Raw genomic sequence first — 25,953 nt, forward strand, 5'->3', positions numbered from 1 at the left:
CGCCGTGACCGCGCTCCCCACCCCCGCCCCCGGCCGGTGGCGGCCCCTGCGGGTCGGGCTCGTCGACCTGTTCCACTACGACGTCGAGGAGTTCTGGTTCCGCGACGGCCGGTTGCTGCTGCGCGGCAACAACGGCACCGGCAAGTCGAAGGTGCTCGCGCTCACCCTGCCGTTCCTGCTGGACGGGGATCTCTCCGCCCGTCGCGTCGAGCCCGACGGTGACCCTGGCAAACGGATGGAGTGGAATCTGCTCCTGGGCGGTGAACACCCGCATCCGGAACGGCTCGGCTACACCTGGATCGAGTTCGGACGGCTCGACGGGGCCACGGGCGAGCAGCACTTCCGTACGCTGCTCTGCGGGCTGAAGGCGGTCGCCGGACGAGGCATCGCCCGCCACTGGTTCGCGCTGACGGACCAGCGGATCGGCGCCGGACTCGACCTGTTGGACGCCACCGGTACGGCGCTGTCCCGGGACCGTCTCGCGGAGGCGGTCGGTGGCCGCGGCATGGTCTACGACACCGCGAAGACGTATCGCAGAGCCGTTGACGAGGCGCTCTTCGGCCTTGGCGAGCGGCGGTACGCGGCACTCGTCGACCTCCTGATCCAACTGCGCCAGCCGCAGCTGTCCAAGCGCCCCAACGAGGCTGCCCTGTCCAGGGCGTTGACGGAGGCGCTGCCGCCGATGGACCAGGCGGTCATCGCCGACGCGGCGGAGGCGTTCAGGTCACTGGACGAGGAGAAGGAGGAACTGCGCGCGGCGCGCGAGGCCGAGCAGGCGTCATCGGGATTCCTCGACCACTACCGGCGCTACGCCCGCATCGCCTCCCGCCGCAGGGCCCGCCTGCCCCGCAGCGAACACGCCCGCTACGAACACCTCCAGCGTGAACTCCTCACCGCGCAGGGCGACCGGGAACAGGCTGTGGCGGACCGGAAGGAGGCCCAGGAGAGGGCGGTCGCGCTCGATGAGCGGGCCGCGCGACTGAGCGCCCAGGACGCCGCGCTGCGGACCGGGCCGGAGATGCGCGACGCCCGCGAACTCGACCGGGCGGCGGTCGAGGCCTCTCGCACGGCGGGGGAGGCGACGCGTGCCGAGGCGGACCGCCGGACGGCGTCGGAGGCACATACCCGAGCCCTGGGCCGGCTCGCCACCGCGGGCAATCGACTCACGGCCGCGCGGGAGGTGTTGGACATCGGCCGGGGCCGCGTGGCGGAGAGTGCCGCGGCAGCCCGGCTCGACCTTCCCCGGACGCAGGGAGCCCCCGACGCGGTCCTGCGCCGGGAGGCCGACGAGGCGACGGCCCGCAGGCGGCGCGCCGTGGGACATGTGGAGGAACTCGCCACGCGGGCCGAGCGGACGGAGGAGGTGCGCAGGGCCGCCCGGCTGCGCGCCGACGAGGCCGACGAGGAGGTCGTGCACAGCGGGGAGCGGCTGGCCGAGGCCGAGGAGGACGTCGCCGAGGCGGGACGTGCACTGGTCATGGCGGTGAAGGAACACCTGTCCGGCTGCGTGGAGTTGCTGGTGCCCGGGCTGCCGGGGATCCTCGACGCGGTGCAGGACTGGGTGAGCGGTCTCGACGGCCCTCACCCGGCACGGACGGCGGCGGCCGGAACCCATCGCACGCTCGCCTCCCAACTCGCCGACCGGGCAGCCGTTCTGACCCACCGTGAGGTGACGAGGGCGGAACGGCAGCGGCTGGCGGCGGGGGAGTTGACCGCTCTCGAAACGGGCGGGCAGCGAGGCCCGTCGGCTCCGTACACCCGCACCTCCGATGTCCGGGACCGAGGTCTCGGCGCGCCGCTCTGGCGGCTCGTCGACTTCCGCCCCCACGTCACCGAGCCTGAACGAGCCGGACTGGAAGCCGCGTTGGAGGCGTCCGGGCTCCTCGACGCCTGGGTGCGGCCGGACGGTTCCGCGGTGGCGGCGGACGGCCACGACGTGCTGCTCGACCCGGTGGGCCCGCCCGGAAGAGGCGGCCTCGACCGCGCACTGTGTGCGGCCGTCAATCACGCGGACGTAGGGGCCGCCGCCGTGGGGGAGCAGACGGTCGGGCGTCTGCTCGCCGCGATCGGGCTGGCGGGAAAGAACGGTGACACGCCCGAAGACGCTTCCTGGGCGGCCGAGCGCACCGACGACACCTGGGTGTCCACGGACGGGAGTTACCGCGTCGGCGCGCTGACCGGAAGCTGGGCCAAGGACAGCGCCCAGTACGTGGGCGAGGGCGCACGGGAAAAGGCACGCCGTGCCCGAATCAGTGAACTGCGCACCGAACTCGGCGCGTTGGAGGCGGAACGGGAGCAACTGGCCGATGCGTCGCGTGCGGTGGCCGAGCGGCGTGGCGTGCTCGACGCCGAACTCGCCGCGGTACCGGGCGACGACGACCTGCGCCGTGCCCACGCGCGCGTCACCGCCGCGGCCGACGCGGCGCACCGGGCCCGTACCCGGCAGAGCGATCGGATCGCGGAACTGGCCCGGGCAGCCGGGGACGCCGACCGTGCGGCAACCGAACTCGACGAGGCGGCGGCCGACATGAACCTCCCCGCCGACCGGCCCGGACTGGCATCCGTGCGCCAGGCGCTCGCCGACCACACCGCATTCCTCGCGGCGCTGTGGCCGGCCCTGCGTGAGCGCGCGGAGGCCGAGCACGCGGTCACCGGAGAAGAGGCGGAGACCGGCCGGGCCGAACTCCTCGTCGTCGAACTCGCGGAGCGCACGACAGAAGCCGTCCGCCTCGCCGCCGCCGCGGACGAACGCCTCACGACCCTCCGCTCCACCGTGGGAGCGGCCGTCGCCGAACTCCAGCGGCGGCTGGAGGAGACAGCGGCGGCCATAGGCGACTGCAAGGGCGAACAGCAGCACGCCCGAACGGACTTCGGCGACGCGGACCGGCGCGCGAGCCACGCCGAGGGGCGCATCGAGCGACTCGGCGAGGATGTCACCGACGCGACCGCCGCCCGCGAGCGAGCCGTCATGGCTCTCCAGCGGTTCGTCTCGACGGGACTGCTGGCCGTCGCTCTTCCCGATGCTGTCGTACCGGACAACGACGGCGGCACCTGGGCGGCGACCCCCGCCGTGAACCTCGCTCGCGCCATCGAGTCCCGGCTCTCCTCCACCGACGACTCGGACGCGGCCTGGGAACGGGTACAGAAGCGGCTGAGCGAGGAGTTCAGCAGACTCCAGGACGCGCTCTCCCGCCACGGCCACACCGCCACCGCCCGTCCGAGTGAGGACGGCATGCGGGTCGACATCGTCTACCAGGGCCGTGAACGGGCGGTCCCCGAACTCGCCGCGGCCCTCGCCACCGAGGTCGCCGAGCTGACCCGGATCCTGTCCGCACACGAGCGCGAGATCCTTCAGACCCACCTGATCACCGAAGTCGCCGGCACGCTCCAGGAGTTGATCGGAGCCGCCGAACGGCAGGTGCGTGCCATGAACAAGGAGCTGGAGGAGCGTCCGACCTCGACCGGCATGAAACTGCGGCTGGTGTGGCGCGCCTCCCGCCGGGCCCCGCAAGGACTGGCGCAGGCCCGTGACCGGCTGCGGCAGTCCGCCGATGCCTGGTCGCCCGAGGACAGGGCCGCTGTCGGCGCGTTCCTCCAGGAGCAGATCGCGCGCCGACAGGCCGACGACAGTGCCGGCAGCTGGCTGGAGGACCTCACCGCGGCCCTCGACTACCGGGCCTGGCACGAGTTCGGCGTCGAACGGCACCAGCACGGCAAGTGGGTGCCGGCCGCGGGGCCCGCCTCGGGCGGTGAACGGGTACTTGCCGCGTCCGTACCCCTCTTCGCCGCCGCGTCCTCCCACTACGCGAGCGCGGGTGGCGCCTACGCCCCACGCCTGGTCACCCTGGACGAGGCGTTCGCCGGAGTGGACGACGACTCCCGTGCCAAGTGTCTCGGTCTGCTACGGGCGTTCGACCTCGACGTCGTGATGACCAGCGAACGGGAATGGGCCTGCTACCCGCAGGTCCCCGGCATCGCCATCGCGCAGCTCTCCCGCGTCGACGACATCGCCGCCGTCCTGGTGACCCGGTGGGAGTGGGACGGCAGCGACCGACGGCGGGGCACAGAGCCGGGCGGACCCGTGGAAGCGATGACGGTGCCGGGCCGGGGCAACGGCCGTGACGATACGGCCGGTTGGGCCGAGCGTCCGTCCGCCGGGCCGGGGGCCGCTGCCGCCGCGGACGACATCGGCGAACAGGAGTCCCTGTGGACATGAATCCTCCGGTGACTCCGCCCGCGACACCGCGGGCCGGTCAACAGATCGACGCCGAACGCCTCGGCCGGTTGCTCGGTGATCCAGGCCTCGCCTGGCTCGTGGAGCGCGTTCGGCAGCGGATGTCACACGACCGGCTGCTCACCGGTCCGGTCACCCTGGCCACCCCCGACGAATCCCAACGCCGGGCAGCGGAAAGCCTGTTGGGCCGCGCACCGCGTGCGGGTCGCTCCCTCACCGTCCGCCTCGACACGGTGGACGCGATCCTGCGCCGCTCCGGTGTCAGCGGCGAGGGGCTGGCCGCCGCGGTGGTGGCACTCACCGGCCCCGTCACTCTGCGCGCCGAGGCGCGGGACAGCGAGGAGCGTGCGTGGGAGAAGGCGTACGCCCCGCTCGGCACCCTTGACGCCGCGCTGGCCGACTGGGCGGAGCGGATACGCAAGGACGGTCTCGTACGACGACTCGCCCGCACACCGGAAGTCGCCGGACCCATGGTGGACGCCGCCGTACGTGCGCTGCGCTCGCTGCCCGTCGTACCGCCCACGTCACGGGCGACCTTCGCCGCTCGGCAGCTTTCGAACGCCCACGCCCTGGACGAAGGGACACCGCTCGCCGCTCTCGTTCTGTCGGGACTGCGCTGCCTCACGGCGTTCCCCGACGGCGAGGGTGCCGAATGGCGGCGCGAGGCCTGGGCGTCGGCGGGTCTGCTCAAGGACGACGTGTCATCGACCGTCCTGTCCCTCAACCTCCGGGGCACCCCCTCCCTGGACTGGATGGCCGATTCCGGTGAGCCCGCGGTCCTGACGCTGCGCTTCCTCACCCGCCGCACACCGGTTCCCGTCAGCGCGACGAGGGGAACCGTCCACGTATGTGAGAACCCGGCGGTGCTGTCCGCCGCCGCCGACGCCTTCGGCCCGGCCTGTCCGCCCATGGTGTGCCTCCAGGGGCAGCCCTCGGCCGCCGCGCTCACCCTGCTGCGAGGTCTCTCCGGCCAGGGAGCCGACCTGCTCTATCACGGTGACTTCGACTGGGGTGGTGCGCGTATCGCCGTGACGCTGCGGCGAAGCGTCCCGTGGCGGCCGTGGCGCTACACGGCGGCCCACTATCGGGCGGCGGCGGCCGAGATGGCCGAGGCCCCGGAGCTGACGGGCTCGCCCGCCGCGACTCCGTGGGATCCGGACCTGGCCGTCGCTCTCGCCGAACGGGGTGTTCGCGTCGAGGAAGAGGCGGTGCTCGACGACCTGCTTTCGGACTTGGAGACGCAGGCTCGTTGAAGTGCGTCCTTACGTGCCGGGCACCGTTGCCGCTCGGTGCGTGCGGACGGGGTGTGGCGGACGTCCGCGCTTCGGCGGCATCGACGGGCCACTGCGCCGCACCCTCAGCCGCCCGCCCCCGGCTGCTCGCCCCCCGGCCTGGGCCAGCTCTCCAACAACTGCTCGTCCGTCAACGCCGACGTCCCGTCCGCCGTCGCCCCCTCCAGCCCGAACCCCACCATCAACACCTCCGCATACCGCCGCCAGGCATCCGGCGCCACGTCGTGCGTGCGGTCCGCGACCGCGCCGATCATGTTCAGGAAGGCGTACACGTCGGCGCTGGCGAAGTCCTTGCGGACGGCGCCGGCGGCCACCGCTCGTTCGGCGAGGCCGTCGACGAGGCGGCCGAGTTGGTCGCGGGTGCGGGCGACAGGGCCGGTGTCGACGCTCGCGTTGGCCAGGACGACCTCCAGGGCGCGGTCCTCGGAGCGCCACCGGGCCGCCGCCAGCAGGTAGTGCCGTAGGGCCCGGGCCGGGTCCGGGAGTTCCGCGGCCGTGGTCGCCAGGTTCAGGAACAACGTGAAGCGTTCCGTGAACAGGGCGTCCACCAGGGACTGGAGGTCCGGGAAGCGGCGGTAGACCGTGCCTACGCCGATCCCGGCCTCGCGGGCGATCTCGTTGAGGGGGACCGTCGTCCCCCGCCGGGCGAACAGGCGGTCGGCCGTCGTCATGATCAGGCGGCGGTTTCGTTCCGCGTCCGCTCGCAGCGGGCGTTGGTGCGGGGTTTCCGGGCTCACGCCGGGACATTCTCCGGCATCCTCGGCTCGGCGGCCCGGCGCGTCTGCCTGACGAGGATCGACACGCCGGTCACGACGCTCCACAGCAGCCATGAGTAGACACCGCCCCGCTCGAAGATGCCCGCCGTGCTCGTCGAGACGCCCACGCCGGCCTCGCTCAGGAGGCCCAGGGCGCCGACCGCGATGCTGAACACGCGGTACGCGCGCGGCAGTTGGAGGCTCTTCAGCGAGCCCGCCATGATCACGATCGTGTTCGCGCACAGGATGGCGACCGACGCGCCTCCGACGTGCAGGCCCAGGCCGTATCCCGGGCCGTCCGCGGAGCCGTGGAACACGCCGATCAGCAGGAAGCCCACCGCGTGCGCGCCCGCCAGGGCGATGACGACACGGCGCGCGCGGCCCGTGAGCAGGGGCACCGCCAGCAGGATCACCCCGGCGGCGAACAGGATGCCCTGGACGATGAACGACGTGTTCATCAGCGTGTGATCCGGTGAGCAGATGACGCGGTCCTGGAACTTCGTGCCGCAGTCCGTCACGCCCAGGTCGCTGATGTAGTTCGTGGCGTAGCTGTAGGCGGGGTTGGTCCAGGCGGCCGCGGCGACCGCCTCGGACACCACCCACTGCACCGCGTTCAGCACCAGGACGGCGGCTCCCAGCGACAGCCACTTCTTGCGGGACATCTCGGTTCCCATCACCACTCCCATCACCGGTCCTCTCGACAGGTCGTGCTCACCACCCTACATTAAGTGGATAGATTTATCCGGTTAGCGGTCCTGAGTGCTCGCCGGCCGTGTGATCGGCATCACATTGCAAGGTTCGAACTTCGAGGGCCGCCGTGCATCTAGTCGGCGTCCACTCCCATCCACCGAGGAAACAATCAATGTTGGCTTATCTGCCCGGATTCGCCCCCTGGATCGTCGCCGGCGTCCTGTCGTCCTTCGACTGGCGCTGGGGCGCGCTCGGCGGTCTCGTCACGGGGCTGCTGATGATGCTGAACGACCGTCGCCGCGGGGTCGGCTTCGACGCGCTCGTCCTGGAGATCAGCACCCTCGCGTACTTCGTCGTGATCGGCGCCGTCTCCGTCGTCAGGCCGGACTCGTCGCTGTCCGACCACACCGACGTCATCTCCTTCGTCTGGCTGGGTGGCACCGCCTGGGGGAGCCTGGTGGTCTGGAGCCCCTTCACGCTGGGGATCGCCAAGCGGCAGACGCCCCGCGAGTACTGGGACACGCCGGGGTTCCTCCAGGTCAACAACTACATCACCAGCGCCTGGGGAGCCGGCTTCACCTTCATCGCCGTCAGCCTGGCCGTCGCGGGCGCGGTGGACGCTCCGGCCTGGGTGGGCATCACCGCCCATGTCGTCGGGCTCGTCGGCCCCGCGATCTTCACCAAGGTCTACCCCGCCCGGGTCCAGGCCCGGCTCATGGCGCTGGCCCAGCCGCCGGTGACGGCCGTTCCGTAGTCCCGGAGACGGGCAACTCCCGTCCCTGTCGCACGACTTCGAGAACCTTCAGGACCTCTCGGCACCAGAACACTCACCCCACGAAGGAGTTGGCGCATCGTGAGCACCACACCGGAAGCAGGCGCGGCGAAGAACGTCGTCCTCGTACACGGCGGATTCGTCGACGGATCGGGCTGGCGGGGCGTCTACGACGGGCTCCGCGCCGACGGCTACCACGTGAGCGTCGTCCAGAACCCCACGCTGTCGCTCGAAGGTGACGCCGCCACCACCAAACGGGTCCTCGACGCCCAGGACGGCCCGACCGTACTCGTCGGACACTCCTACGGCGGCGCGGTGATCACCGAGGCCGGCACCCACGAGAACGTGTCGGCGCTCGTGTACATCACGGCGTTCGCGCCCGACAAGGGCGAGTCGGTGAACACCCTCATCGCCGACCCGCCACCCGGCGCTCCCGTTCCGCCGATCCTGCCGCCCGTCGACGGGTTCCTCTTCCTCGACCGGGAGAAGTTCGCCGCGTCCTTCGCCGGGGACCTGCCCGCCGACGACGCCGAGTTCCTCGCGGACTCCCAAGTCCCGTGGGGCGTAGAGGCGTTGGCGGGCGCGGTCACCGAGCCCGCCTGGCAGACCAAGGCGAGCTACTACCTCGTCGCCACCGACGACCGCATGATCCCGCCGCCCGCCCAGCGCCTCATGGCCGAGCGGGCCGGCGCGACCGTCGCCGAGACCGGCGGCAGTCACGCCGTGTACGTGTCCAAGCCCGACGAGGTCGCCGCGTTCATCAAGAAGGCGGCGTCGGGCACCACCGCCTGAGCCGCCCGAACCCTCTCCGCCGCCGCGCGGCCAACTCCGGCCCGGACCAAAGGTGTTCGGGGGCACGGAGCCACAGCACCTTTAAGGAAAGCAGCATGACGAACGAGACCGAAACGCCTGCTCCCCTCTACCTCCAGGGCCGCTTCGCGCCGGTCCCCGAGGAGTACACCGCCGCCGAACTGACCGTGCGGGGCACCCTCCCGCCCGACCTGGACGGCCGCTATCTGCGCAACGGCCCCAACCCGCTGCCCGGCGAGGACCGGGGCCACTGGTTCACCGGCCCCGGCATGCTGCACGGCATCCGGCTGCGCGGCGGCCGTGCCGAGTGGTACCGCAACAGGTGGGTCAAGACAAGGGAGTTGGAGGGTCACCCCTTCGTCCGCGAGGACTTCAGCGTCGACCTCGCCGCGGTACCCGCCAACACCCATGTGATCCGGCACGCCGACACCGTCCTCGCCCTGTGCGAGGTCGGCCTGCCCTACTGGGTCACCCCGGAGCTGGAGACCGTCGGCCCGTACGACTTCGGCGGCAAGCTGACCACCGCGATGACCGCGCATCCCAAGGAGGACCCGGTCACCGGTGAACTGCACCTGTTCGGGACCGGGTTCGCGCCGCCGTACCTCACCTACCACCGGGTCACCCCGGAGGGCGAGTTGCTCGACAGCCGGCCGATCGACGTGCCCGGGCCGACGATGATGCACGACTTCGCCATCACCGAGAACCACATCGTGTGGATGGACCTGCCCGTCGTCTTCGACCACACCCTGGCCGGGCGCGGCGGCATGCCCTACCGGTGGGCCGAGGCGTACGGCGCGCGGATCGGGATCATGTCCCGCGAGCACGGCTCCACCGACGTGCGCTGGTTCGACGTCGACCCCTGCTACGTCTTCCATGTGGGCAACGCCTACGAGGACGCCCAGGGCCGTGTGGTGCTGGACGCGGTGCGCTACGACGACGCCGGGTTCCGGAAGGTCTGGGGCGACATCGGCGGACCCGCCGGCCAGGGCACGCCGAGCGTCCCCGGTGCGCCGAACGGCCAGGTCGGGGTGCGGGAACCGGGTCACACCCAGGCCCCCTCCGTCCTGTACCGGTGGACCCTGGACCTGGTGGCCGGCCGGGTCACCGAGACCCAACTGGACGACCGCGAGGCCGAGTTCCCCACCCACAACGAGACCCTCACCGGGCGCCGGAACCGCTACCTCTACACGGTCAACGGCGACGGCATCGCCAAGCACGACCTGGAGCGCCAGACCGGTGACGTCCACAAGACGCCCGGCAGCCGCTACTCCGGCGAGGCCGTCTTCGTACCGGCGTCCGACGGCACCGACGAGGACGCGGGCTGGCTCATGTCACTCGTCTCGGACGACAACGGGGCGGCCGGTGAACTCCTCGTCCTCGACGCCGGCGACCTCTCCGTGCAGGCGGTCGTGGAGCTGCCGTACCCGGTCCCGTCCGGCTTCCACGGCAGCTGGCTGCCGGAGCCCGAGCCCGGGTCGGCCGAACAGGGCTGATACGGGGGCGGGTTGAGCGACGGGTTGACCGATCCGGCCGAGGGGGCCCGGCGAGGAGCCGTAGCGGCGTATCTTCCTCGACAAGGGGCCCCTCGGTCCGACACGTGGGGTCCATCTCCTGTTCATCGGCGGGTGGGAGAAGTGGGGTTCCCGGAGCATGAGCCCAACTCCCCGGAGTGGCCCAGGGCTTGTGATGTGTGCGCATGGAGGCTTCATGGTGCCCCTCGACCACCCCACGGATGAGGAACTCACCCGCAGGGCCCAGGCCGGCGAGTCCGACGCCCTGGGCCTGTTGCTGACACGCCATCAGGCGCCCATGCGCGCCGTCGCGTTGAGCCTGCTCGGCTACGGCCCCGACGCCGAGGACGCCGTACAGGACGCCGCGTTGACCGCGCTGCGGCGCATCGGGGACGTGCGGGAGCCTGCCGCCGTGGGGGCGTGGTTGCGGGCGATCGTGCGGAACGCCGCCCGGATGCGGCTGCGGGCCGTGCGGGAGGTGCCCGGCCTCGACGCGCTGGAGCAGTTGCGGGTGCGGGAGGACGAGCCCTCGCATCCGGAGCGGGTCGTCGAGCAGCACGCGATGCGGGACTGGATCTGGGACGCGGTGGAGGAACTGCCGCAGCAGCAGCGGCTGGTGCTGATGCTGCGGCACTTCAGCGGGATCACCTCGTACCAGGAGATCGCCGAGGTCTGCGAGGTGCCGGTCGGCACCGTGCGCAGCCGGCTCAACCAGGCCCGGGCGAAGATGGCCAAGGTACTGCTGTCCACCGCGGCCGAGGGGCACGACGACGCCTCCGCGCTCACCGAGGACAGCCGGCAAGAGGCCGAGGTCACGCTGGACGGCGCCATGCGCGGCCAACTGCCTCCGGACATCCTGGAGTTGTGGCCCGCGGAGACCGAACTCGTCGGCGTCCTCAACAAGGACGGCGAACGCCGCCACCCCTTCCCGGCGATGCGCAGCACCCGGGACAAGGGCGTGACCCAGCATCTGCGCCATGTCGTGGCCAGCCGGGACATCGCCATCTGGGAGATGGAGGTCGTCAACCCCGCCGGCATCCCCGACCCCTGCCCGCCCACCCTGGCCTGGCTGATGTTCCGCCAGGGCGGGCGGGTGCGGAAACTCCGCGTGGTCTTCCCCGGGGCACGGGCGTGAGCCCTGTGTCAGGCGGACTGCAGCAGCTGCCGTAGAACCGTGGTGTCGATGACGTGGGCCCGGGACGGGAACACCTTCTCGACCAGCACCCGGTGGGTCTCGGCGTCGGGGTCGGCGACGCCGTCGGACAGGACGAGGACGCGGTAGTCGCGGTCGGCCGCGTCGATGACCGTGGACAGGACCACGCCGCTGGTGCTGATCCCGGCGAGGACCAGGGTGTCGATGCCGCGGTCGCTCAGCTGCTCGTGCAGATCAGTGGTCGAACCTGAGCCGTAGCGGATCTTGCGGACGACGATGTCGCCGTCCTCGGGCGTGATCCGCGCGTCGATCCGGGTGGCGTCGTCCTCGTGGTGCAGCATCTTCGCCGCGGCGACCGCGCTGAAGGACTTGTTGGTCTCGGGGACCGCCGACCAGTCGTCCTCGGTGAAGGCGACGCGGACGTAGCCGATGGCGCCGCCGGCCGCGCGGACCTCGGCGATGGTGTCCTTGACCCGCTCGACGAGGGCGTCGGAGTCGGGGGCGATGGGGACGATCCCGTTCTGGAAGTCCATGACGAGCAGGGCGGTGCGCTCGGGGGTGATCGTGGGGAGGGAGGGGGTGCTCACGCGCGGTTCTCCTTGGTGGGGTTCTTACTAGGGCACTAGGGGGCGGTCAGATGGTCTTGGTGCTGCGGCCCATCAGGCGGCGGTCCAGGACGGTCAGCAGGAGGACCGCGAGGCCCGCGCCGACCAGGACGAGGCCGAGGACGTGCAGGCCGTGGTCGGTCACGCCGGAGCGGAAGACGATGCCGCCGATCACGGCGGAGGTGATCGTCCCGAGGTAGCCGAAGGTCCTGAACAGGCCGGAGGCGGTGCCTATTTGGTCCGGCGGCGCCTCCAGATAGAGGGCGGTCTGGTTGCCGACGGTGGTGGTCGCCGAGGCGACGCCGAAGATCAGGGACACCAGCACGATCGTGATCGCCGGGCCGTGCGAGCTGAGCAGCATGATCCCGGCCGAGCCGATCAGCATGGACACCGCCGAGACGATCAGCGGGCCGCGGATCAGATTGCGGCGGGCCAGCGGGCGCGAGAGGAGTGCGGAGACGGCGCCCATCGGCAGCAGCAGGAGTCCCGCCGTCACGGTGGAGAAGCCGTGCGCGGCCTCCATCCACTGCGTCACGCCGTACATCACGGTGTAGGTGCCGAGCAGGGAGAGCGCCTGGCGGAGATAGGTCCGGGTCAGGGCGCCGTTGGCGGCGAGGCCGCGGAAGTCGAAGAACGGTGCCGGCTTGCGCAGCTCCCACCACACCGTGGGCACCGCGGCCAGCACGAAGACGGCGAGCGCGGTCCACCCGAGGCGGGGGAGGCCCATCAGGAAGATGACCAGTGCGGTCATCGACACGGCGAAACCGAGGATGCCGGGCAGGTCGATCCGGTCGGCGACCCTGCGGAAACCGTTGTCCGCGCGGTCCAGCGGCGGGTCCTTGGGCAGCCAGCGCACGGCCATCACCATCGCGGCCAGGGTCACCGGGATGTTGATCAGGAACGCCCAGCGCCAGCCCGCGGCGCCGACCAGCAGTCCGCCGATCGGTGGGCCCACGGCGGCGGTGGCCATGCCCGCGATCGCGATCCCGCCGAGCACCCCGCCCGGCGGGGCGTCGAGACCCGCGTCCTGGGCGCGGCGCCGGATCAGCACCATCGCGCAGGGGAACGCGGCCGAGGTGCCGATGCCGACCAGCACCCGGGCCACGGTCAGCATCGCCAGGTTCTGGCCGAGGCCGCCGACGACCCCGCCGAGCAGCACCAGGACGATCCCGAAGAGGAAGATCCGGCGCGCGCCGAGCACCTCCGCCAGCTTCCCGGCGGTGGGCTGCGCCACGGCGCTGGCCAGGTAGAGCGAGGAGACGAGGACGGCGGTGCTGCCGATCGCGACATGCAGCTCGGTGGCGATCGGCACCAGCGCGGTCGCGATGATGGAGCTGTTGACCGGGTTGAGCCCGGCGCCCACATAGAGCGGGGTCGTGAAGGTCCACGCGAAGGGCTTGCGCACGAGATCGCGCGCCGGTCCGGCGGCCTTACCGGCGTCGGTCCTCATATGCCGGTCCTCGTACGGCCGGTCCCGGTCTTCATAGGGCCGGTCCCGGTCTTCATAGGGCCGGTCCCGGTTTTCACAGGGACGGTCCCGGTCCTCATATGCCGCCTTCGTTCAGCTCGGTCGTGGCGAGGCGCTCCAGCAACTCGATGGCTTTCTCCACGTCCTTGCGCTCCTCCGGGGCGACCAGCCGGTCGATGGCCCGCGCCAGGAAGGAGGCACGGCCCGCGAGCAGCTTCTCGACCAGCTCGGTCGCGGACGGGTCGGCGCTCATCAGCTTCTTGCGGCCGTCCTGCGCGTCGGGCTCGCTGCGGACCAGCCCGGCGGCCTTGAGGACGGCCAGGCTCTGCGCGATGGACTGCGCGCTGACCCGCTCCAGCGCGGCCAGTCGCGCCGCGGTGACAGGCCCCTCCCGTACGACGCTCGCCAGCACGCCGAGCTGCGTGAGGGTCAGGCCGGTCGCATGCTGCCCCGACTCGGTGCGCAGCCGTGCGCGCAGCCGGGTCATCGCGTCGTTGAGCCGCTGCGCGGTCGCGACGGACTGCTGCGGAGGGGGGTTCTTGGTCATGGATCCAAGGTAAAACTACACAAGTAACTTTGCCAAGTTACTTGTGTAGTTTTGGCTGTCTACTGGATCACACGCCTCGCGCTGCTCACCGGTTCACGCGGCCAGGTGTGCGGCGAAGAAGTCGTCCAGCTTCTCCACGGCAGGCGCCACGTACTCGTCCTTGTCGTACAGATCGACGTGCGAAGCGCCCTCGATCCACGCCAACTCCTTTGACCCGTACGCCTTTTGGTACGCCTCCACGCTCATCCAGGACGTCACCGCGGCCCGCCCGACGATCAGCAGCAGCGGTCGCGGGGCGATCAGCGCGACGGACGCGAACGTGTCGAAGGCGGCGATGCGATCCACGCTCGTCCAGGTCAGCGACTTGGCCGAGCGGGGATGCTGGGCGCGCGGAGTGCAGTAGTACTCCCAGCCCTCGTAGGCATGCGGGCCGCCCGCGCGCGCCTCCTCCTCGGTGGCGGGGAAGACCGGGAACCGCTGGACGTCCGCGCCGTGGGCCTCGGCGGTACGGGCCGCGGAGGCGGCGGCCAGCATGCCCTCCACGACGGCCGGGTCCTGGGCACCGTCCGCGCCGAGCCGGAACTGCCGTGACATGTCTACGGCGCTGACCGCGCCCACGGCCCGGATGCGCGGGTCGGTCGCGGTCGCCGCGAGGGCGTAGCCGCCGGAGGCGCAGATACCCAGCGCCCCGATGCGGCCGGGGTCGACCTCGTCGAGGGTGCCGAGGAAGGAGACGGCGGCCTTCAGGTCCTCGACCCGCTGCCCCGGATCCTCCAGACCGCGCGGCTCACCCTCGCTCCCGCCCTGGTGGGCGGCGTCGAAGGCGAGCGTGACGAAACCCTGCTCGGCCAGCAGGCGGGCGTACAGACCGGAGGCCTGTTCCTTCACTCCGGTGCCGGGATGCCCGACCACGATCGCGGGCCGCGGCACCCCCGGCGTCTCCCCGTCCGGGGTGTAGAGATGACCGGCGAGCTTCAGGCCCGCGCTGAGGAAGGTGACATCGGTACGCATGGGATGCACTCCAGTCGGAGGTGAGGAGAGGGGAGGGAAGCCGGTCTACGGCCATGCCCCACCGTCGCCCCGCCCCACCCGGCACCACCAGGGACGGCTCTGCCTATGCGGTTCTGTACCAGGCACGCCCCCGCCGACCCGGGGACACTGGGCTCATGGCAGACCGTGAAACGTCGTCCCCCGCCGCCCCCTCCGGCAATGAACTCGGCGACTTCCTGCGCGCCCGCCGCGCGGACCGCGACCCGCACCAGGCGGGCTTCCCCGACGACGGCAGACTGCGGCGCGTCTCCGGGCTGCGCAGGGAGGAACTGGCGTTTCTCGCGCACGTGAGCGTCGACTACATCGTCCGCCTGGAACAGGGCCGCACCCGCCGGGGTTCCCGCGCCGTCCTGGACGCACTCGCAGACGCGCTGCACTTCGCCCCCGACGAGCGCGCCTACCTCTTCACGCTGGCCGAGGTCGCGCCGGGAGCGTCCACCCGGCTACCCGGACGCTCCGAAGTCGCCCCGCGGCTACGGCAGTTGCTGGACACCATGCACGACGTCCCGGCGATGGTGCTGCACCGCGGCATGGACGTCCTCGCCTGGAACCGCGCGGCCACGGCCCTGCTCACCGACTTCGGCGCCCTGCCCCCGGCCGAGCGCAACCTGATCCGGCTCACCTTCCTCGATGCCGACTTCCGGGCGCTGTACGCCGATTGGCCCCGGGCCGCCCGCGAGTGCGTCGCCGTGCTGCGCATGGAGGCGGGCCGCACCCCGCACGACCCGGCACTTGATACCCTGATCGCCGAACTCGGCGCCCGCGACCCGGACTTCCGCACCTGGTGGGCCGAGCATCAGGTCCGGGGACCGCGACAGCTCACCAAGACATACGTCCATCCGGTCGCCGGTGAACTCACCCTCGACGTGCAGCAGTTCACCGTCGACACGCACCCGGACCAGTTCCTCGTCGCGTACACGGCCCCACCGGACTCGCCCTCGCAGGATGCGCTGCGGTTCCTGTTGCAGTGGGCCGGTCTCAGCAGCACTCAGGCGGGGTGAACTGGCGCGTTCAGCCGCCGACCGGCGTGCCCGCCACCGCCGAACTGCCGGGCAGGGGCGTCCGAGCGGGCCGTTCGGCCAAGACATCGAGGATGTTGTCCACCGCCAGGTCGACCATCGCGGCCCGGGTCGCCTCGGTCGCCGACCCGATGTGCGGCAGCGTGACGATGTTCGGCTCGGCCACCAGCGGGGACAACTCCGTTCCCATCGGCTCCCGTTCGAAGACATCGAGCCCGGCGGAGTGCACGCGCCCCTCACGTACGGCGTCCAACAAGGCCTCTTCATCCACGACTCCGCCGCGTGAGGTGCTGACCAGCGTGGCCGTGGGCTTCATCGCGGCCAGTTCGCGGGCCGAGATCAGATGGCGGGTCTCGTCGGTGAGCGGCACGTGCAACGACACGACGTCGGAGTCGGCCAGCAGCGCGGCCAGGCCGACCGAGGTCGACAGGTCGTCGTCGGGCGCGTACGGGTCGTGATGGATCACGCGCATCCCGAAACCGTGGGCGCGGCGGGCGACCGCGCGGCCGATCTGGCCGTAGCCGACCAGGCCGAGGGTGGCTCCGTGGACGTCCAGGCCGAGATAGTCGTGCATCCGGAACAGTCCCCAGGAGCCGTCCGCGAGGCTCGCGGACGCCGCGCCGAGGCGGCGGCGGGCGGCGAGGATCAGCGCGAAGGTGAGGTCGGCGGTGGTCTCCGCGAGGACGCGGGGCGTGTGCGTGACGACGATGCCCCGTTCGGCGGCGGCAGCGCGGTCGACGTTGTCGAAGCCCATGCTGGCCAGCGCGATGACGCGCAGCGAGGGGCCCGCCGCGTCCATCAGGGCGGCGTCCACGGGATCGTTGCCGAGGGCCAGCACACCGCTCACGCCACGGGCCATCGCGGCGAGGTCGGCGGGACCGGGCTTGTCGGCACCGGGCCAGGCCACCAGCTCCGCGTTCTCGGACAGGCGTCGCAGGCCTTCACCGGGCAGGTTTTCACGGGTGGCGAGGACACGATTCTTCATGTTCTTCTCCAGTGACGAGCCATGTACAGCCACCTACAGCCATGTACAGCCGTGCATTACCGGCCGGGCGGATTATTCGAAAGACGCTAGCCGCGGCGGTCACCGGAGACAAATAGCGGATTCGTGTGACGCTATTGGTCGTCCTTATTCCTGTCGGTGTCGATCAGTTCCAGGAACAGGTCGTGCACGGCCAGCGCGGGTTCCGAGAGCGGCTGATTGTCCGAGGTGACCACGGAGAGTTTGACCGTGATGACGGGTTCCACGATCCGCCGCACGGACAGCTCGCGGACGTCGAGGATGGCCCGCGCCGCCGACCACGGCAGGACCGTCGCGCCGATGCCCGCGTCTACGGCGTTGACGAGGGTCAGCGCGGACTCGACCTCACCCACCACGTTCAGCCGGAGCGAGGCCTGCTGGAAGGCGGCGTCCACGACCTGCCGGATCGTGTGGATACGGCTGGGCAGCAGCAAGGGCAGGCCGGCCAGCTCCGCCAGCTTCACCTCGCCCTGCCCCGGCGGCGCCGTGTCGCCGGGCGCGCCGATCAGGTAGAGGTCCTCGGTGCGGACGGGTTCGAACTGGACACCCCGGAGCGGCCCGGCGCCGTAGATGAAGGCCATGTCCATGCGGCCCGTCATGATCGCCTCGCTGATCACGCCGCCGAAGTTCTCGTTGATGTGCAGCAGGATGTCCGGGTAGCGCTCGCGGACGCTCTTCAGGAGGGGCAGGGCGAGGGCCGCGCCCAGGCTGTACGGGGCGAGGCCGACCGAGACGCTGCCTGCGGGGGCCCGGCCGGAGACGTCGACGGCGGCCTGGGCGAGGTCCACCTGGCGGAGGATGAGCTGGGCGTGCAGGTACAGGGCGCGGCCCGCCTCGGTCGGGGCGACCCCGCGCTTGCTGCGGATCAGCAGCTGCTGCCCGAACTGCGCCTCCAGCGCGGACAGTTGCTGGCTCAGTGCCGGCTGGGCGATGTGCAGGATGTCGGCCGCGCGCGTGATGCTCCCCGCGTCGATGATCTTGATGAACGAGTAGAGACGCCTGGTGTCCATTGCGCGGGGCCTTCCAGATGGAGCGAAGCCTCATCGTAGGGAGCGTTCACCCCGAAGCACAGCCCCGATGGGTGGAGGCTGTGAGGGGAGTCATAGCCGTTCGCGATAACGCCAGACCGAACGCATATTGGCGATCACGCGACCGGCGGAATAAGTTGACCGGAACATCCGGACAGGAACACCCGCCCCGGAACATTCTCCGTTCCCGGTGTCACGAAGACGTGCTGGCATCTGTCATCCAGAATTCCCCGCCCCGGAATTCCCCCTTTCCGGCATTCCCTCCCGGAGGACGTCATGACTCCCATGGTTGATCTCGTCGCCGATCTAGGCGAGGGATTCGGCGCCTACACAATGGGCGACGACGCAGCCCTCCTGGAGTTGCTGACGTCCGCCAATATCGCCTGCGGATTCCACGCCGGTGATCCCCGCATCATGGACGCGACCGTGCGGACGTGCGTGGAGAAGCGGGTCGCCGTGGGCGCCCACCCGAGCTTTCCCGACCTGGTCGGCTTCGGCCGCCGCGCGATGGACCTCACGCCGGAAGAGGTCCGCACGGACGTGCTCTACCAGATCGGCGCCCTCCATGCCTTCGCCGTCGCCCACGGCACCCGCGTCCACCACGTCGCCCCGCACGGCCGCCTCGGCAACCTGGTCGCCGTCCGCGCCGACTACGCCCGTGCCGTCGTGGACGCCGTGGCCGCCCTGGACGAGTCGCTGATCGTCCTCGCGCAGGACGGCGAGCTGGCCGACGCGGCCCGCGCCCGTGGCCTGCGCGTCGGGATCGTGGGCATCGCCGACCGCGCCTACCGCGCCGACGGGACGCTCGTGCCCCGCTCCGAGCCCGGCGCCGTGATCCACGACCCGGACGAGGTCGCCCGGCGCACGCTGCGCATGGTCACCGAGGGCGTCATCCACAGCGTCGACGGCACGGACGTCCAAGTCGCCTGCGACACCGTCCTGTTGCACGGCGACAGCCCCGGCGCCATCGCGCTCGCCGCGCGCATCCGCGAGCAACTCCTCGCCGCCGGCGTCGAGATCACGACCCTCGACAAAGTCCTGAGCGGCAAGGGATGACCGACATGAACAGCCTCCTCGCGGACGGCCCGATCGTGAACGGGCCCACTACAAAAGACAGTTACGGCAACGGCAACGGCAGCAACGCCAATGCCAACGCCAACGTGACCATCGCCGACTGCGGCGACTCCGCCCTGGTCGCCAAGGCCGTGGGCCTCGCCGCCGAACAGGCCTGGCAGCTCGTCCACGCCCTCGCCGACGCCCTGAACGAAGTCCAACTCACCGGTGTCCACGACGTGGTGCCCACCTACGACGCCCTGCTCGTCGAGTTCGACTGCGCCGCCACCGACCACGACACGGTCCGCCGCGTCCTGGCCCACGAGGCGGCCCGCCTCGGCCCGCACCCCGCGCCCACCACACCCCCGCGCCGCTTCGTCGTTCCCGTCGTCTACGGCGGCGAGTACGGCCCCGACCTCCCCGAGGTCGCCGCCCAACTCGGCCTGACCGAGGGCGAGATCATCGCCCTGCACTCCGGTTGCGACCTCACCGTGCGCTGCCTCGGCGCCCCCGCCGGAGCCCCGATGACGGACGGCCCGCCCTTCCCGAAACCGGTACCGCGGCTGGCCTCACCCCGTACCAAGGTCGCCCCCGGCTCGGTAGCCGTAGCCGGCCGCCAGGCGGTCATCTGCCCGATGCCGTCCCCCGGCGGCTGGCCGCTCCTGGGCCGCACCCCGGTGCGCGTCCTCGACCTGCACAGCGACCCGATCACCGCGTACCGCCCCGGCGACACCTTCCGCTTCCGCCCCATCGAGCCCCAACAGTGGGACGACTACGCCGACTTGAGCCTGGCGGACTGTACGGACCCGGTAGACCTGGTGGGCCGGGGAGGCGGCCATGGCTGACATCCTCACCGTCCGCACCGCCGGCATCGTCACCGTCCAGGACCTCGGCCGCGTCGGCCGCTCCCGCTACGGCCTGCCCGCCAACGGAGCCGCCGACCAGCACTCGGCACGCGTCGCCAACGTCCTGTGCGGCAACCACGACCGGGCCCCGCTGCTGGAGATCACCGCCCTGGACTTCGCGTGCGTCCCCTCGGGCGACGTCCTGATCGCGGTGACCGGCGCCCCGGCTGACGTAACCGTGGACGGAGTCGTACGTCCGCAATGGGAACCGATCCCCGTCAGGGCAGGCGAAACCATTCGCGTGACCGGCATCCACAGGGGCCTCCGCGTCTACCTGGCCGTACTCGGCTCGTTCGAGGCCGACTACCTCCAGGGCAGCTGCGCCCCCGACACGATCCTCGGCTTCGGCCCCGCTCTCCGCGCCGGTGACGAACTCACCTTGCGCACGGCCTGCCCGCCGATCGACCACCCCTTCTCGCGCATCCCTTTGTTCCGCCTGAAGGCGCCGGTCCCCCCGTTCCCCACCAGCTGGACCATCGACGTCACCGACGGCCCCGACCGGGCCGAGTTCGGCGACACGGGCCGGCGCCTGTTCGACGCCCCCTTCACGGTCACCCCGCGAAGCAACCACATCGGCCTGCGCCTCCAGGGCGCGGTACCCCGCCGCGTCACCCAGGGCGAGGTCCTCTCCCGCGGCGTCCCCATCGGCGCCGTAGAAGTACCCGCGGGCGACGAACTCCTCGTCCTGCACCGCGGTCGCGGCGTCACGGCCGGCTACCCCGTCCTCGCCGTGGTCACCGCCACCGGCCTCTCCGCCCTGGGCCAGGTCCGCCCCGGCCAGCCCATCCACTTCCGCCACCGCACCCTCGACCAGGCAGTCACCGCCCACCGCACCCAACGCCACGAGATCGACGCCTTGAGAACCAGAGTCCACACGGCTTTCGAGGCCCTACGCATCCGCGCACCCGCGGAGGCCTGACGCCCCTCACCTTTCCAACACAGGCCCGCTAACGAAGGGGCGCGGGGAACTGCGCGACCAGCCCCCACCGGCCCGCACGAAATCAACTCACCCCCGCTCACCCGCACAAAACCCACCCGCACCCACTCACCCGCTCCCCGCCACCCCGCTGGAAGCACCCCGCACGGAGCCGCAACGCCCTTCCCCCAACCCCGCTCCCCAGACAGGAGACGCCATGAGCACCGTGGCCGCTCAGCCAGTCCCCAACACGGTCGACCCCAGAACCGCCCGCAAGGTCACCCTCGCGGGCTGCGTCGGAATCTTCGCCGAGCTGTACGACAACGGCATCTTCGGCTTCATGGCCGGCTCCCTCGCCGCCGTCTTCTTCCCCGGCTCCGACAACGCCGTCCAGCTCGTCTTCCTCGGTTACGCCGTCTCCTTCTTCTTCCGCCCCCTCGGCGCCGTCATCTGCGGCCACCTCGGCGACCGCATCGGCCGCCAGCGCATGCTGGTCTTCGTCATCCTGCTGATCAGCGCCGCCACCGCGGCCATCGGCGTACTGCCCAGCTACGCCAGCATCGGCATCGCCGCACCCGCCCTGCTGATCCTGCTCCGCGTCGCCCAGGGCTTCTCCGTCGGCGGCGAGGCCTCCGGCGCGATGAGCTTCCTCGCCGAGCACGCCCCGGAGGGCAAGCGCGGCCTGTACACCAGCTACGCGCAGATCGCCTCGTTCCTCGCCCTGCTCACCGGCACCCTGGTGGCCGCCGCGATGACCAGCGGCCTCGGCACCGCGCGCATGGAGTCCTGGGGCTGGCGCATCCCGTTCCTGCTCGCCGTGCCGCTCGGCATCGCCGGCATCTACATCCGCAAGCGCATCAGCGACACCCCCAACTTCACCCGCCTGAAAGAAGAGGACGGCCTCTCCAAGAACCCGCTCAAGGAGGCCTTCGCCTCCGCCGAGCACCGCCGCGCCATGCTGCTGGCACTCTTCATCCCCCTGATGAACGGCTCCGGCTACTACGTCCTGTTCAGCTACATGCCCACCTTCATGAGCACCGAGCTGCACTTCGGCAAGGTCCAGGGCCTCCTCGTCACCGCCTCCAGCCTGGTCGCGATCTGTATCGCCATCCCCTACATGGGCCGCCTCTCCGACCGCATCGGCCGCAAGAAGGTCCTCGCCGGATCCGCCGTCGCGATGGCCATCGTCGGCATCCCCTGCTACCTGCTGATCGGCACCGGCAACGTGGCCCTCGCCGTGATCGGCGCCTGCGTCATGGCCGTTGTGTTCGCCGGCCACACAGGTGTCATCCACATACTCCTCGTCGAGCTCTTCCCGACCCGGGTGCGCTACTCCGCCTACGGCCTGGGCTACAACGTCTCCTCCGCCCTCTTCGGCGGCACGGCCCCCCTGCTGATGACCTACCTGATCGACCGCACGGGCAACGTCAACATGCCGGCCTTCTACGCCGTCATCACCGCACTCGGCACGCTCATCGCCGTCTCCCGGGTGACGGACCGGGCGCACCTGCCCCTGCGCGACGCCTGACGCCCCCAAAAAAAGCACCCGCACCCGCACGCCCGCACAAGCCCCACCCGCACAAGCCCCCCACCCCGCACAGCAAGGAGCCCTCAGCATGCCCATCTCCGACTACAGGACGGCCCTCGTCACCGGAGCGTCGACCGGCATCGGAGCCGTGGTCGTCGAACGGCTCGCCAAGCGCGGCCTCGAAGTCCACGCCGTGGCCCGCAACGCCGACCGGCTCAACACCCTTGCCGACGAGACCGGTTGCATCCCGCACGCCGTCGACATCACCGACACCGAGGCGCTCACCGCCGTCCTCGACGGCCTGGAGATCGACGTCCTCGTCAACAACGCGGGCGTCTCCCGCACCGGCAACATCCTCACCGCCGACGAGTTCGCGATCGACGAGCAGATCGCCGTCAACATCCAGGCCGTCCTGCACCTGGTCCGGCTGCTGATGCCCGGCATGGTCGAGCGCGACCGCGGCCACATCGTCAACATCAGCTCCATCGCCGGCGTCTACAACTTCGGCGGCAACACGATCTACCACGCCACCAAGGCCGCCGTGCACACCCTCTCCCGCCAGCTCCGCGTCGACGGCTACGGCCGTCGCGTCCGCGTCAGCGAGATCTGCCCCGGCCGCGTGGAGACCGAGATCTTCGGCCGCCTGCTGGGCGACATGGAGGCCGCCCAGCGCGAGTTCTACGACGGCTACGAGTCCCTGAAGCCCGAGGACATCGCCGACGCCATCGAGTTCGCCGTCGACTCGCCCCGGCACGTCAACATCGGCCACATCGAGATCCTGCCCACCTTCCAGGTGCCCGGCGGCCTCAACTTCGAGCGCAGGGAGGGCTGATCACCGTGAAGACGGCAGAGCGCCTCGGCCGCATCAAGCCCTCGCCGAGCACCGCGGCGGCCCAGCGCGTCCGCGAGCTGAAGAGCCAGGGGCTCACCATCCTCGACCTGACCGTGGGCGAGCCCGACTTCGACACACCGGACCACGTCAAGGCCGCCGCGATCAAGGCCATCGAGGCGGGCGAGACCAAGTACACGCCGGTGAACGGCACTTCGGCCCTGCGCGCCGCGATCACCGGCAGACTCCGCGAGCGCCACGGCCTGGACGTCACCGACGCGCGGATCACCGTCGGCGGCGGCGCGAAGCAGGTCATCTTCCTCGCCCTGATGGCGACTTTGGACGAGGGCGACGAGGTCGTCGTCCCCGCCCCGTACTGGGTGTCGTACCCGGACATGGTCCGCGCCAACGACGGCACCCCGGTCATCGTCGACTGCCCGGAGGCGGAGGGCTTCAAGCTGACCCCGGAGCGGCTGAGTTCGTCCATCACCGAGAACACCCGCTGGGTCGTCCTCAACACCCCGGGAAACCCGACCGGATCGGCCTACACCACCGCCGAACTCCGCGCCCTGGCCGAGGTGTTGCTCGCCCACCCGAACGTCGGCGTCCTCACCGACGAGATCTACGACGAGATCTGGTACGGCGACGAGGACGCCCCGTCCCTCGCGGCGGTCGAACCCCGCCTGGCCGACCGGGTGTTCCTCACCAACGGTGTCTCCAAGACGTACGCGATGACGGGTTGGCGTATCGGATACGGAATGGGCCCGGCCGACCTGGTGACGGCGATCAACACCCTCCAGTCCCAGACCTCTTCGTGCCCCTCCTCGGTGAGCCAGGCCGCCGCTGCCGCCGCGCTCACCGGGCCGCAGGACTTCGTCCAGGACACCGTGCGCGTCTACCGCGCCCGCCGCGACGAGACCGTGAAGCTGATCAACGACGTCCCGCGGCTGAGCTGCACCGTCCCGGACGGCGGCTTCTACCTCCTGGTCAACTGCCAGGCAGCCATAGGCCGGTTCACGCCTGCCAGCGCCCGGATCGGGAACGACGAGGACTTCGCCCGCCACCTCCTCGACAGCCGGCAGGTCGCGGTGATCCACGGAGCCGCGTACGGCGCCCCCGGCTACTTCCGTATCTCGTTCGCCACGTCGACGGACGTGCTCACCGAGGCCTGCGAGCGCATCGCGACGGCCTGCGCCGAACTGACCTCCGCACCCACCGCCTGATCCCTCCGAAAGGTCGTCATGATCCGCGTCAGCACGAAGTTCGACCGGCCGGAGCCTTCCGTCGTCAAGCAGTTGAGCGCCTTCTCCTCGGCCACCGTCCACGAGGCGCAGGGCCGCCTCGGGGCGCTGGACTCGGCCATCAAGCCGGTCGACCGCACCATGTCCCTGTGCGGCCCGGCGTTCACCGTGCAGTGCGCCCCGCGCGACAACCTCATGCTCCAGACCGCCATCGCCTACGCGCGGCCCGGCGACGTCGTGGTCGTGTCCGCCGGCAACTACGAGGAGGCGGGCTCCTTCGGCGACGTCCTCGCCAACGCCTGCCAGTCCAAGGGCCTCGCCGGTCTGATCACCGACACGGGCGTCCGCGACACCGAGGACCTGCGCGCCCTGGGCTTCCCGGTCTTCTCCCGCAGCGTCTCCATCAAGGGCACGGTCAAGGAGACCGTCGGCCCGATGTGCGAGCCGGTCACCGTCGGCGGCGTGCTCGTCCGCCCCGGCGACATCATGCGCGCCGACGCCGACGGCGTGGTCGTCGTCCGCCGCGAGGACGCGGCCGAGGCCGCCGCCCGCTCGCAGGAACGGGTCGACGCCGAGGCCGGGTTCATCGCCGCGTACCGCGCGGGAAAGACGGTCGTCGAGATGTGCGACCTCGCGCCGGTACTCGCCGCGAAGGGCCTCGTCATCGAGGAGTAGGACCGGCCCCGCGGCGACCATCACCGTCACCACCACTGAGCACCGGGCCGGGAAATACCGTACCCACGGCTGAGACCAAGGTTCGGATGCCAGGATGAGGCGCCATGACGGCAGGGTGGTGTGCGCGCACAGTGAGGGCCGCGATGTTCGCGGCCGTCTGTGTCGTGCTCGCCGCCCTGGCCCACGTCCTGATGTCCGGCCACCACGTACCGGCCTGGGCACTGGCCACCGGCCTGGCCGCGACCGGCGCGGCCGGCTGGTCCCTGGCGGGCCGTGAACGCGGCCTCCCCCTGATAGTGACCCTCGTGGTCGCCGCCCAGGCCGCCCTCCACTCGGCGTTCTCCTTGGCGGAACCCACGACAGGACAGCCGGTGTCCATGGACATGGGTTCGGCCGACATGGGCTCCATGCACATGAGCGCCACGGACTCCATGGACATGGGCCATATGTCGGCCACCACCACCGGCACCTCGCCCGGCATGCTCACCGCCCACCTCCTCGCCGCCCTGCTCTGCGGTCTGTGGCTGGCCCACGGCGAGCGCGCCGCGTTCCGCGTCCTGCGGGCCGTGGCCGGACGGCTGATCGCTCCGCTACGACTGCTGCTCGCGCTTCCCGCCCCGCCGCACCGCCCGCGGCTCCGTCCGCGCCGCCCCCGTTCCGAGCGGGCGCCGCGGCTTCTCCTTCTCGTCCACGCGATCACCTCTCGGGGTCCGCCCCCGGGGACCGCTGTCGCCTGACGACAGCCGGTATCCCGGGCCGCGCCTACGCGCCTCGGGCCTGGGCCGTACCCCCGCGCCACGCCTCTTCCGGGCGGCGCGGGACGGCCGATCCCCTTTCACGGTGACCGAGAA

General features: G+C 71.3%; 23 protein-coding genes. 15 read left to right on the forward strand and 8 right to left on the reverse strand.

From position 1 onward, the window contains the following. Positions 1-4 precede the first annotated feature (4 nt). Positions 5-4,216: a TIGR02680 family protein gene (locus tag OG407_RS37420; protein ID WP_405864097.1), complete on the forward strand. Its 4,212-nt coding sequence runs from the start codon at positions 5-7 to the stop codon at positions 4,214-4,216. Then, positions 4,213-5,487 (forward strand): TIGR02679 family protein, encoded by a 1,275-nt coding sequence (locus tag OG407_RS37425; protein ID WP_405864099.1) that lies wholly within the window; start codon positions 4,213-4,215, stop codon positions 5,485-5,487. Before OG407_RS37420 ends, OG407_RS37425 begins: the two co-directional genes overlap by 4 nt. 104 nt (positions 5,488-5,591) lie before the next feature. Here OG407_RS37425 and OG407_RS37430 read toward each other — a convergent pair whose 3' ends face one another. Both OG407_RS37430 and OG407_RS37435 read right to left on the reverse strand, forming a co-directional pair. Then, positions 5,592-6,263: a TetR/AcrR family transcriptional regulator gene (locus OG407_RS37430; RefSeq protein WP_405864101.1), complete on the reverse strand. Its 672-nt coding sequence runs from the start codon at positions 6,261-6,263 to the stop codon at positions 5,592-5,594. Beyond that, positions 6,260-6,955, reverse strand: a complete 696-nt coding sequence (locus OG407_RS37435) for a DUF998 domain-containing protein (protein ID WP_405864103.1) — start codon at positions 6,953-6,955, stop codon at positions 6,260-6,262. Before OG407_RS37435 ends, OG407_RS37430 begins: the two co-directional genes overlap by 4 nt. Positions 6,956-7,143: 188 nt before the next feature. On the opposite strand from OG407_RS37435, the gene OG407_RS37440 reads away from it, so the two are divergent. The 4 genes from OG407_RS37440 to OG407_RS37455 all read left to right on the forward strand — a co-directional run bounded on the left by OG407_RS37440 (position 7,144) and on the right by OG407_RS37455 (position 11,199). Continuing rightward, positions 7,144-7,725 (forward strand): hypothetical protein, encoded by a 582-nt coding sequence (locus tag OG407_RS37440; RefSeq protein ID WP_405864105.1) that lies wholly within the window; start codon positions 7,144-7,146, stop codon positions 7,723-7,725. A gap of 99 nt (positions 7,726-7,824) precedes the next feature. Beyond that, complete coding sequence (locus OG407_RS37445) at positions 7,825-8,535, forward strand: alpha/beta fold hydrolase (protein WP_405864107.1); 711 nt, start codon at positions 7,825-7,827, stop codon at positions 8,533-8,535. A 95-nt stretch (positions 8,536-8,630) separates the two neighbouring features. Then, entirely contained in the window at positions 8,631-10,046 is a 1,416-nt protein-coding gene (locus tag OG407_RS37450) for a carotenoid oxygenase family protein (protein WP_405864109.1), read from the forward strand. 214 nt (positions 10,047-10,260) lie between these two features. Further along, positions 10,261-11,199 carry an RNA polymerase sigma factor gene (locus tag OG407_RS37455; RefSeq protein ID WP_405864111.1) on the forward strand — a complete coding sequence of 313 codons (939 nt, stop codon included), beginning with the start codon at positions 10,261-10,263 and terminating at the stop codon, positions 11,197-11,199. Between the two features lie 8 nt (positions 11,200-11,207). Here OG407_RS37455 and OG407_RS37460 read toward each other — a convergent pair whose 3' ends face one another. From OG407_RS37460 to OG407_RS37475, 4 genes are all read right to left on the reverse strand, one after another. Then, entirely contained in the window at positions 11,208-11,804 is a 597-nt protein-coding gene (locus OG407_RS37460; RefSeq protein ID WP_405864113.1) for a cysteine hydrolase family protein, read from the reverse strand. 46 nt (positions 11,805-11,850) lie between these two features. Further along, positions 11,851-13,272, reverse strand: a complete 1,422-nt coding sequence (locus OG407_RS37465; RefSeq protein ID WP_405864115.1) for an MFS transporter — start codon at positions 13,270-13,272, stop codon at positions 11,851-11,853. 94 nt (positions 13,273-13,366) lie between these two features. Continuing rightward, positions 13,367-13,837, reverse strand: a complete 471-nt coding sequence (locus OG407_RS37470; protein WP_405864117.1) for a MarR family winged helix-turn-helix transcriptional regulator — start codon at positions 13,835-13,837, stop codon at positions 13,367-13,369. 93 nt (positions 13,838-13,930) lie between these two features. Continuing rightward, on the reverse strand, positions 13,931-14,848 hold the full coding sequence (locus OG407_RS37475) for an alpha/beta hydrolase (protein WP_405864119.1): 918 nt from the start codon (positions 14,846-14,848) through the stop codon (positions 13,931-13,933). A gap of 155 nt (positions 14,849-15,003) precedes the next feature. On the opposite strand from OG407_RS37475, the gene OG407_RS37480 reads away from it, so the two are divergent. Then, positions 15,004-15,888: a helix-turn-helix transcriptional regulator gene (locus OG407_RS37480; protein ID WP_405864121.1), complete on the forward strand. Its 885-nt coding sequence runs from the start codon at positions 15,004-15,006 to the stop codon at positions 15,886-15,888. Positions 15,889-15,898: 10 nt separating this feature from the next. Here OG407_RS37480 and OG407_RS37485 read toward each other — a convergent pair whose 3' ends face one another. Beyond that, complete coding sequence (locus tag OG407_RS37485; RefSeq protein WP_405864123.1) at positions 15,899-16,891, reverse strand: 2-hydroxyacid dehydrogenase; 993 nt, start codon at positions 16,889-16,891, stop codon at positions 15,899-15,901. Between the two features lie 131 nt (positions 16,892-17,022). Beyond that, the gene (nac, locus tag OG407_RS37490) at positions 17,023-17,937 is read right to left on the reverse strand and encodes a nitrogen assimilation transcriptional regulator NAC (RefSeq protein ID WP_328677671.1); all 915 of its coding nucleotides are present in this window, start codon (positions 17,935-17,937) and stop codon (positions 17,023-17,025) included. 294 nt (positions 17,938-18,231) lie between these two features. Here nac and OG407_RS37495 point away from each other — a divergent pair, with 294 nt between their 5' ends. The 8 genes from OG407_RS37495 (at position 18,232) to OG407_RS37530 (ending at position 25,839) form a co-directional block, all read left to right on the forward strand. After that, a complete protein-coding gene (locus OG407_RS37495) occupies positions 18,232-19,011 on the forward strand; it encodes a LamB/YcsF family protein (RefSeq protein WP_405864125.1) in 780 nt (259 codons plus the stop codon). Between the two features lie 5 nt (positions 19,012-19,016). Next, positions 19,017-19,853, forward strand: coding sequence for an allophanate hydrolase subunit 1 (locus OG407_RS37500; RefSeq protein WP_405864127.1), 837 nt, complete (start codon positions 19,017-19,019; stop codon positions 19,851-19,853). Beyond that, positions 19,846-20,832, forward strand: coding sequence for a biotin-dependent carboxyltransferase family protein (locus tag OG407_RS37505; protein WP_405864129.1), 987 nt, complete (start codon positions 19,846-19,848; stop codon positions 20,830-20,832). The genes OG407_RS37500 and OG407_RS37505 overlap by 8 nt, the downstream gene beginning before the upstream one ends. Before the next feature lie 214 nt (positions 20,833-21,046). Continuing rightward, on the forward strand, positions 21,047-22,357 hold the full coding sequence (locus tag OG407_RS37510) for an MFS transporter (protein ID WP_405864131.1): 1,311 nt from the start codon (positions 21,047-21,049) through the stop codon (positions 22,355-22,357). 88 nt (positions 22,358-22,445) lie between these two features. Then, on the forward strand, positions 22,446-23,189 hold the full coding sequence (locus OG407_RS37515; RefSeq protein ID WP_033283926.1) for an SDR family oxidoreductase: 744 nt from the start codon (positions 22,446-22,448) through the stop codon (positions 23,187-23,189). Between the two features lie 5 nt (positions 23,190-23,194). After that, positions 23,195-24,409: an aspartate transaminase gene (locus tag OG407_RS37520; RefSeq protein ID WP_405864133.1), complete on the forward strand. Its 1,215-nt coding sequence runs from the start codon at positions 23,195-23,197 to the stop codon at positions 24,407-24,409. Between the two features lie 18 nt (positions 24,410-24,427). Continuing rightward, positions 24,428-25,102 (forward strand): 4-carboxy-4-hydroxy-2-oxoadipate aldolase/oxaloacetate decarboxylase, encoded by a 675-nt coding sequence (locus OG407_RS37525; protein ID WP_405864135.1) that lies wholly within the window; start codon positions 24,428-24,430, stop codon positions 25,100-25,102. A 143-nt stretch (positions 25,103-25,245) separates the two neighbouring features. Next, a complete protein-coding gene (locus OG407_RS37530) occupies positions 25,246-25,839 on the forward strand; it encodes a hypothetical protein (protein ID WP_405864137.1) in 594 nt (197 codons plus the stop codon). Positions 25,840-25,953 lie beyond the last annotated feature (114 nt).

Source organism: Streptomyces sp. NBC_01515, assembly GCF_045040345.1.
Taxonomy (GTDB): Bacteria; Actinomycetota; Actinomycetes; order Streptomycetales; family Streptomycetaceae; genus Streptomyces.

Excerpts from the sequence above, each read along its gene's own strand:
- OG407_RS37440 (WP_405864105.1), top strand. The coding sequence starts at position 7,144 with ATGTTGGCTTATCTGCCCGGATTCGCCCCCTGGATCGTCGCCGGCGTC.
- OG407_RS37525 (WP_405864135.1), top strand. The coding sequence starts at position 24,428 with ATGATCCGCGTCAGCACGAAGTTCGACCGGCCGGAGCCTTCCGTCGTC.
- OG407_RS37510 (WP_405864131.1), top strand. The coding sequence starts at position 21,047 with ATGAGCACCGTGGCCGCTCAGCCAGTCCCCAACACGGTCGACCCCAGA.
- nac (WP_328677671.1), bottom strand. The coding sequence starts at position 17,937 with ATGGACACCAGGCGTCTCTACTCGTTCATCAAGATCATCGACGCGGGG.
- OG407_RS37465 (WP_405864115.1), bottom strand. The coding sequence starts at position 13,272 with ATGAGGACCGACGCCGGTAAGGCCGCCGGACCGGCGCGCGATCTCGTG.
- OG407_RS37455 (WP_405864111.1), top strand. The coding sequence starts at position 10,261 with ATGGTGCCCCTCGACCACCCCACGGATGAGGAACTCACCCGCAGGGCC.
- OG407_RS37500 (WP_405864127.1), top strand. The coding sequence starts at position 19,017 with ATGAACAGCCTCCTCGCGGACGGCCCGATCGTGAACGGGCCCACTACA.
- OG407_RS37495 (WP_405864125.1), top strand. The coding sequence starts at position 18,232 with ATGACTCCCATGGTTGATCTCGTCGCCGATCTAGGCGAGGGATTCGGC.
- OG407_RS37475 (WP_405864119.1), bottom strand. The coding sequence starts at position 14,848 with ATGCGTACCGATGTCACCTTCCTCAGCGCGGGCCTGAAGCTCGCCGGT.
- OG407_RS37470 (WP_405864117.1), bottom strand. The coding sequence starts at position 13,837 with ATGACCAAGAACCCCCCTCCGCAGCAGTCCGTCGCGACCGCGCAGCGG.
- OG407_RS37480 (WP_405864121.1), top strand. The coding sequence starts at position 15,004 with ATGGCAGACCGTGAAACGTCGTCCCCCGCCGCCCCCTCCGGCAATGAA.
- OG407_RS37485 (WP_405864123.1), bottom strand. The coding sequence starts at position 16,891 with ATGAAGAATCGTGTCCTCGCCACCCGTGAAAACCTGCCCGGTGAAGGC.
- OG407_RS37435 (WP_405864103.1), bottom strand. The coding sequence starts at position 6,955 with ATGGGAACCGAGATGTCCCGCAAGAAGTGGCTGTCGCTGGGAGCCGCC.
- OG407_RS37530 (WP_405864137.1), top strand. The coding sequence starts at position 25,246 with ATGTTCGCGGCCGTCTGTGTCGTGCTCGCCGCCCTGGCCCACGTCCTG.
- OG407_RS37425 (WP_405864099.1), top strand. The coding sequence starts at position 4,213 with ATGAATCCTCCGGTGACTCCGCCCGCGACACCGCGGGCCGGTCAACAG.
- OG407_RS37515 (WP_033283926.1), top strand. The coding sequence starts at position 22,446 with ATGCCCATCTCCGACTACAGGACGGCCCTCGTCACCGGAGCGTCGACC.
- OG407_RS37505 (WP_405864129.1), top strand. The coding sequence starts at position 19,846 with ATGGCTGACATCCTCACCGTCCGCACCGCCGGCATCGTCACCGTCCAG.
- OG407_RS37450 (WP_405864109.1), top strand. The coding sequence starts at position 8,631 with ATGACGAACGAGACCGAAACGCCTGCTCCCCTCTACCTCCAGGGCCGC.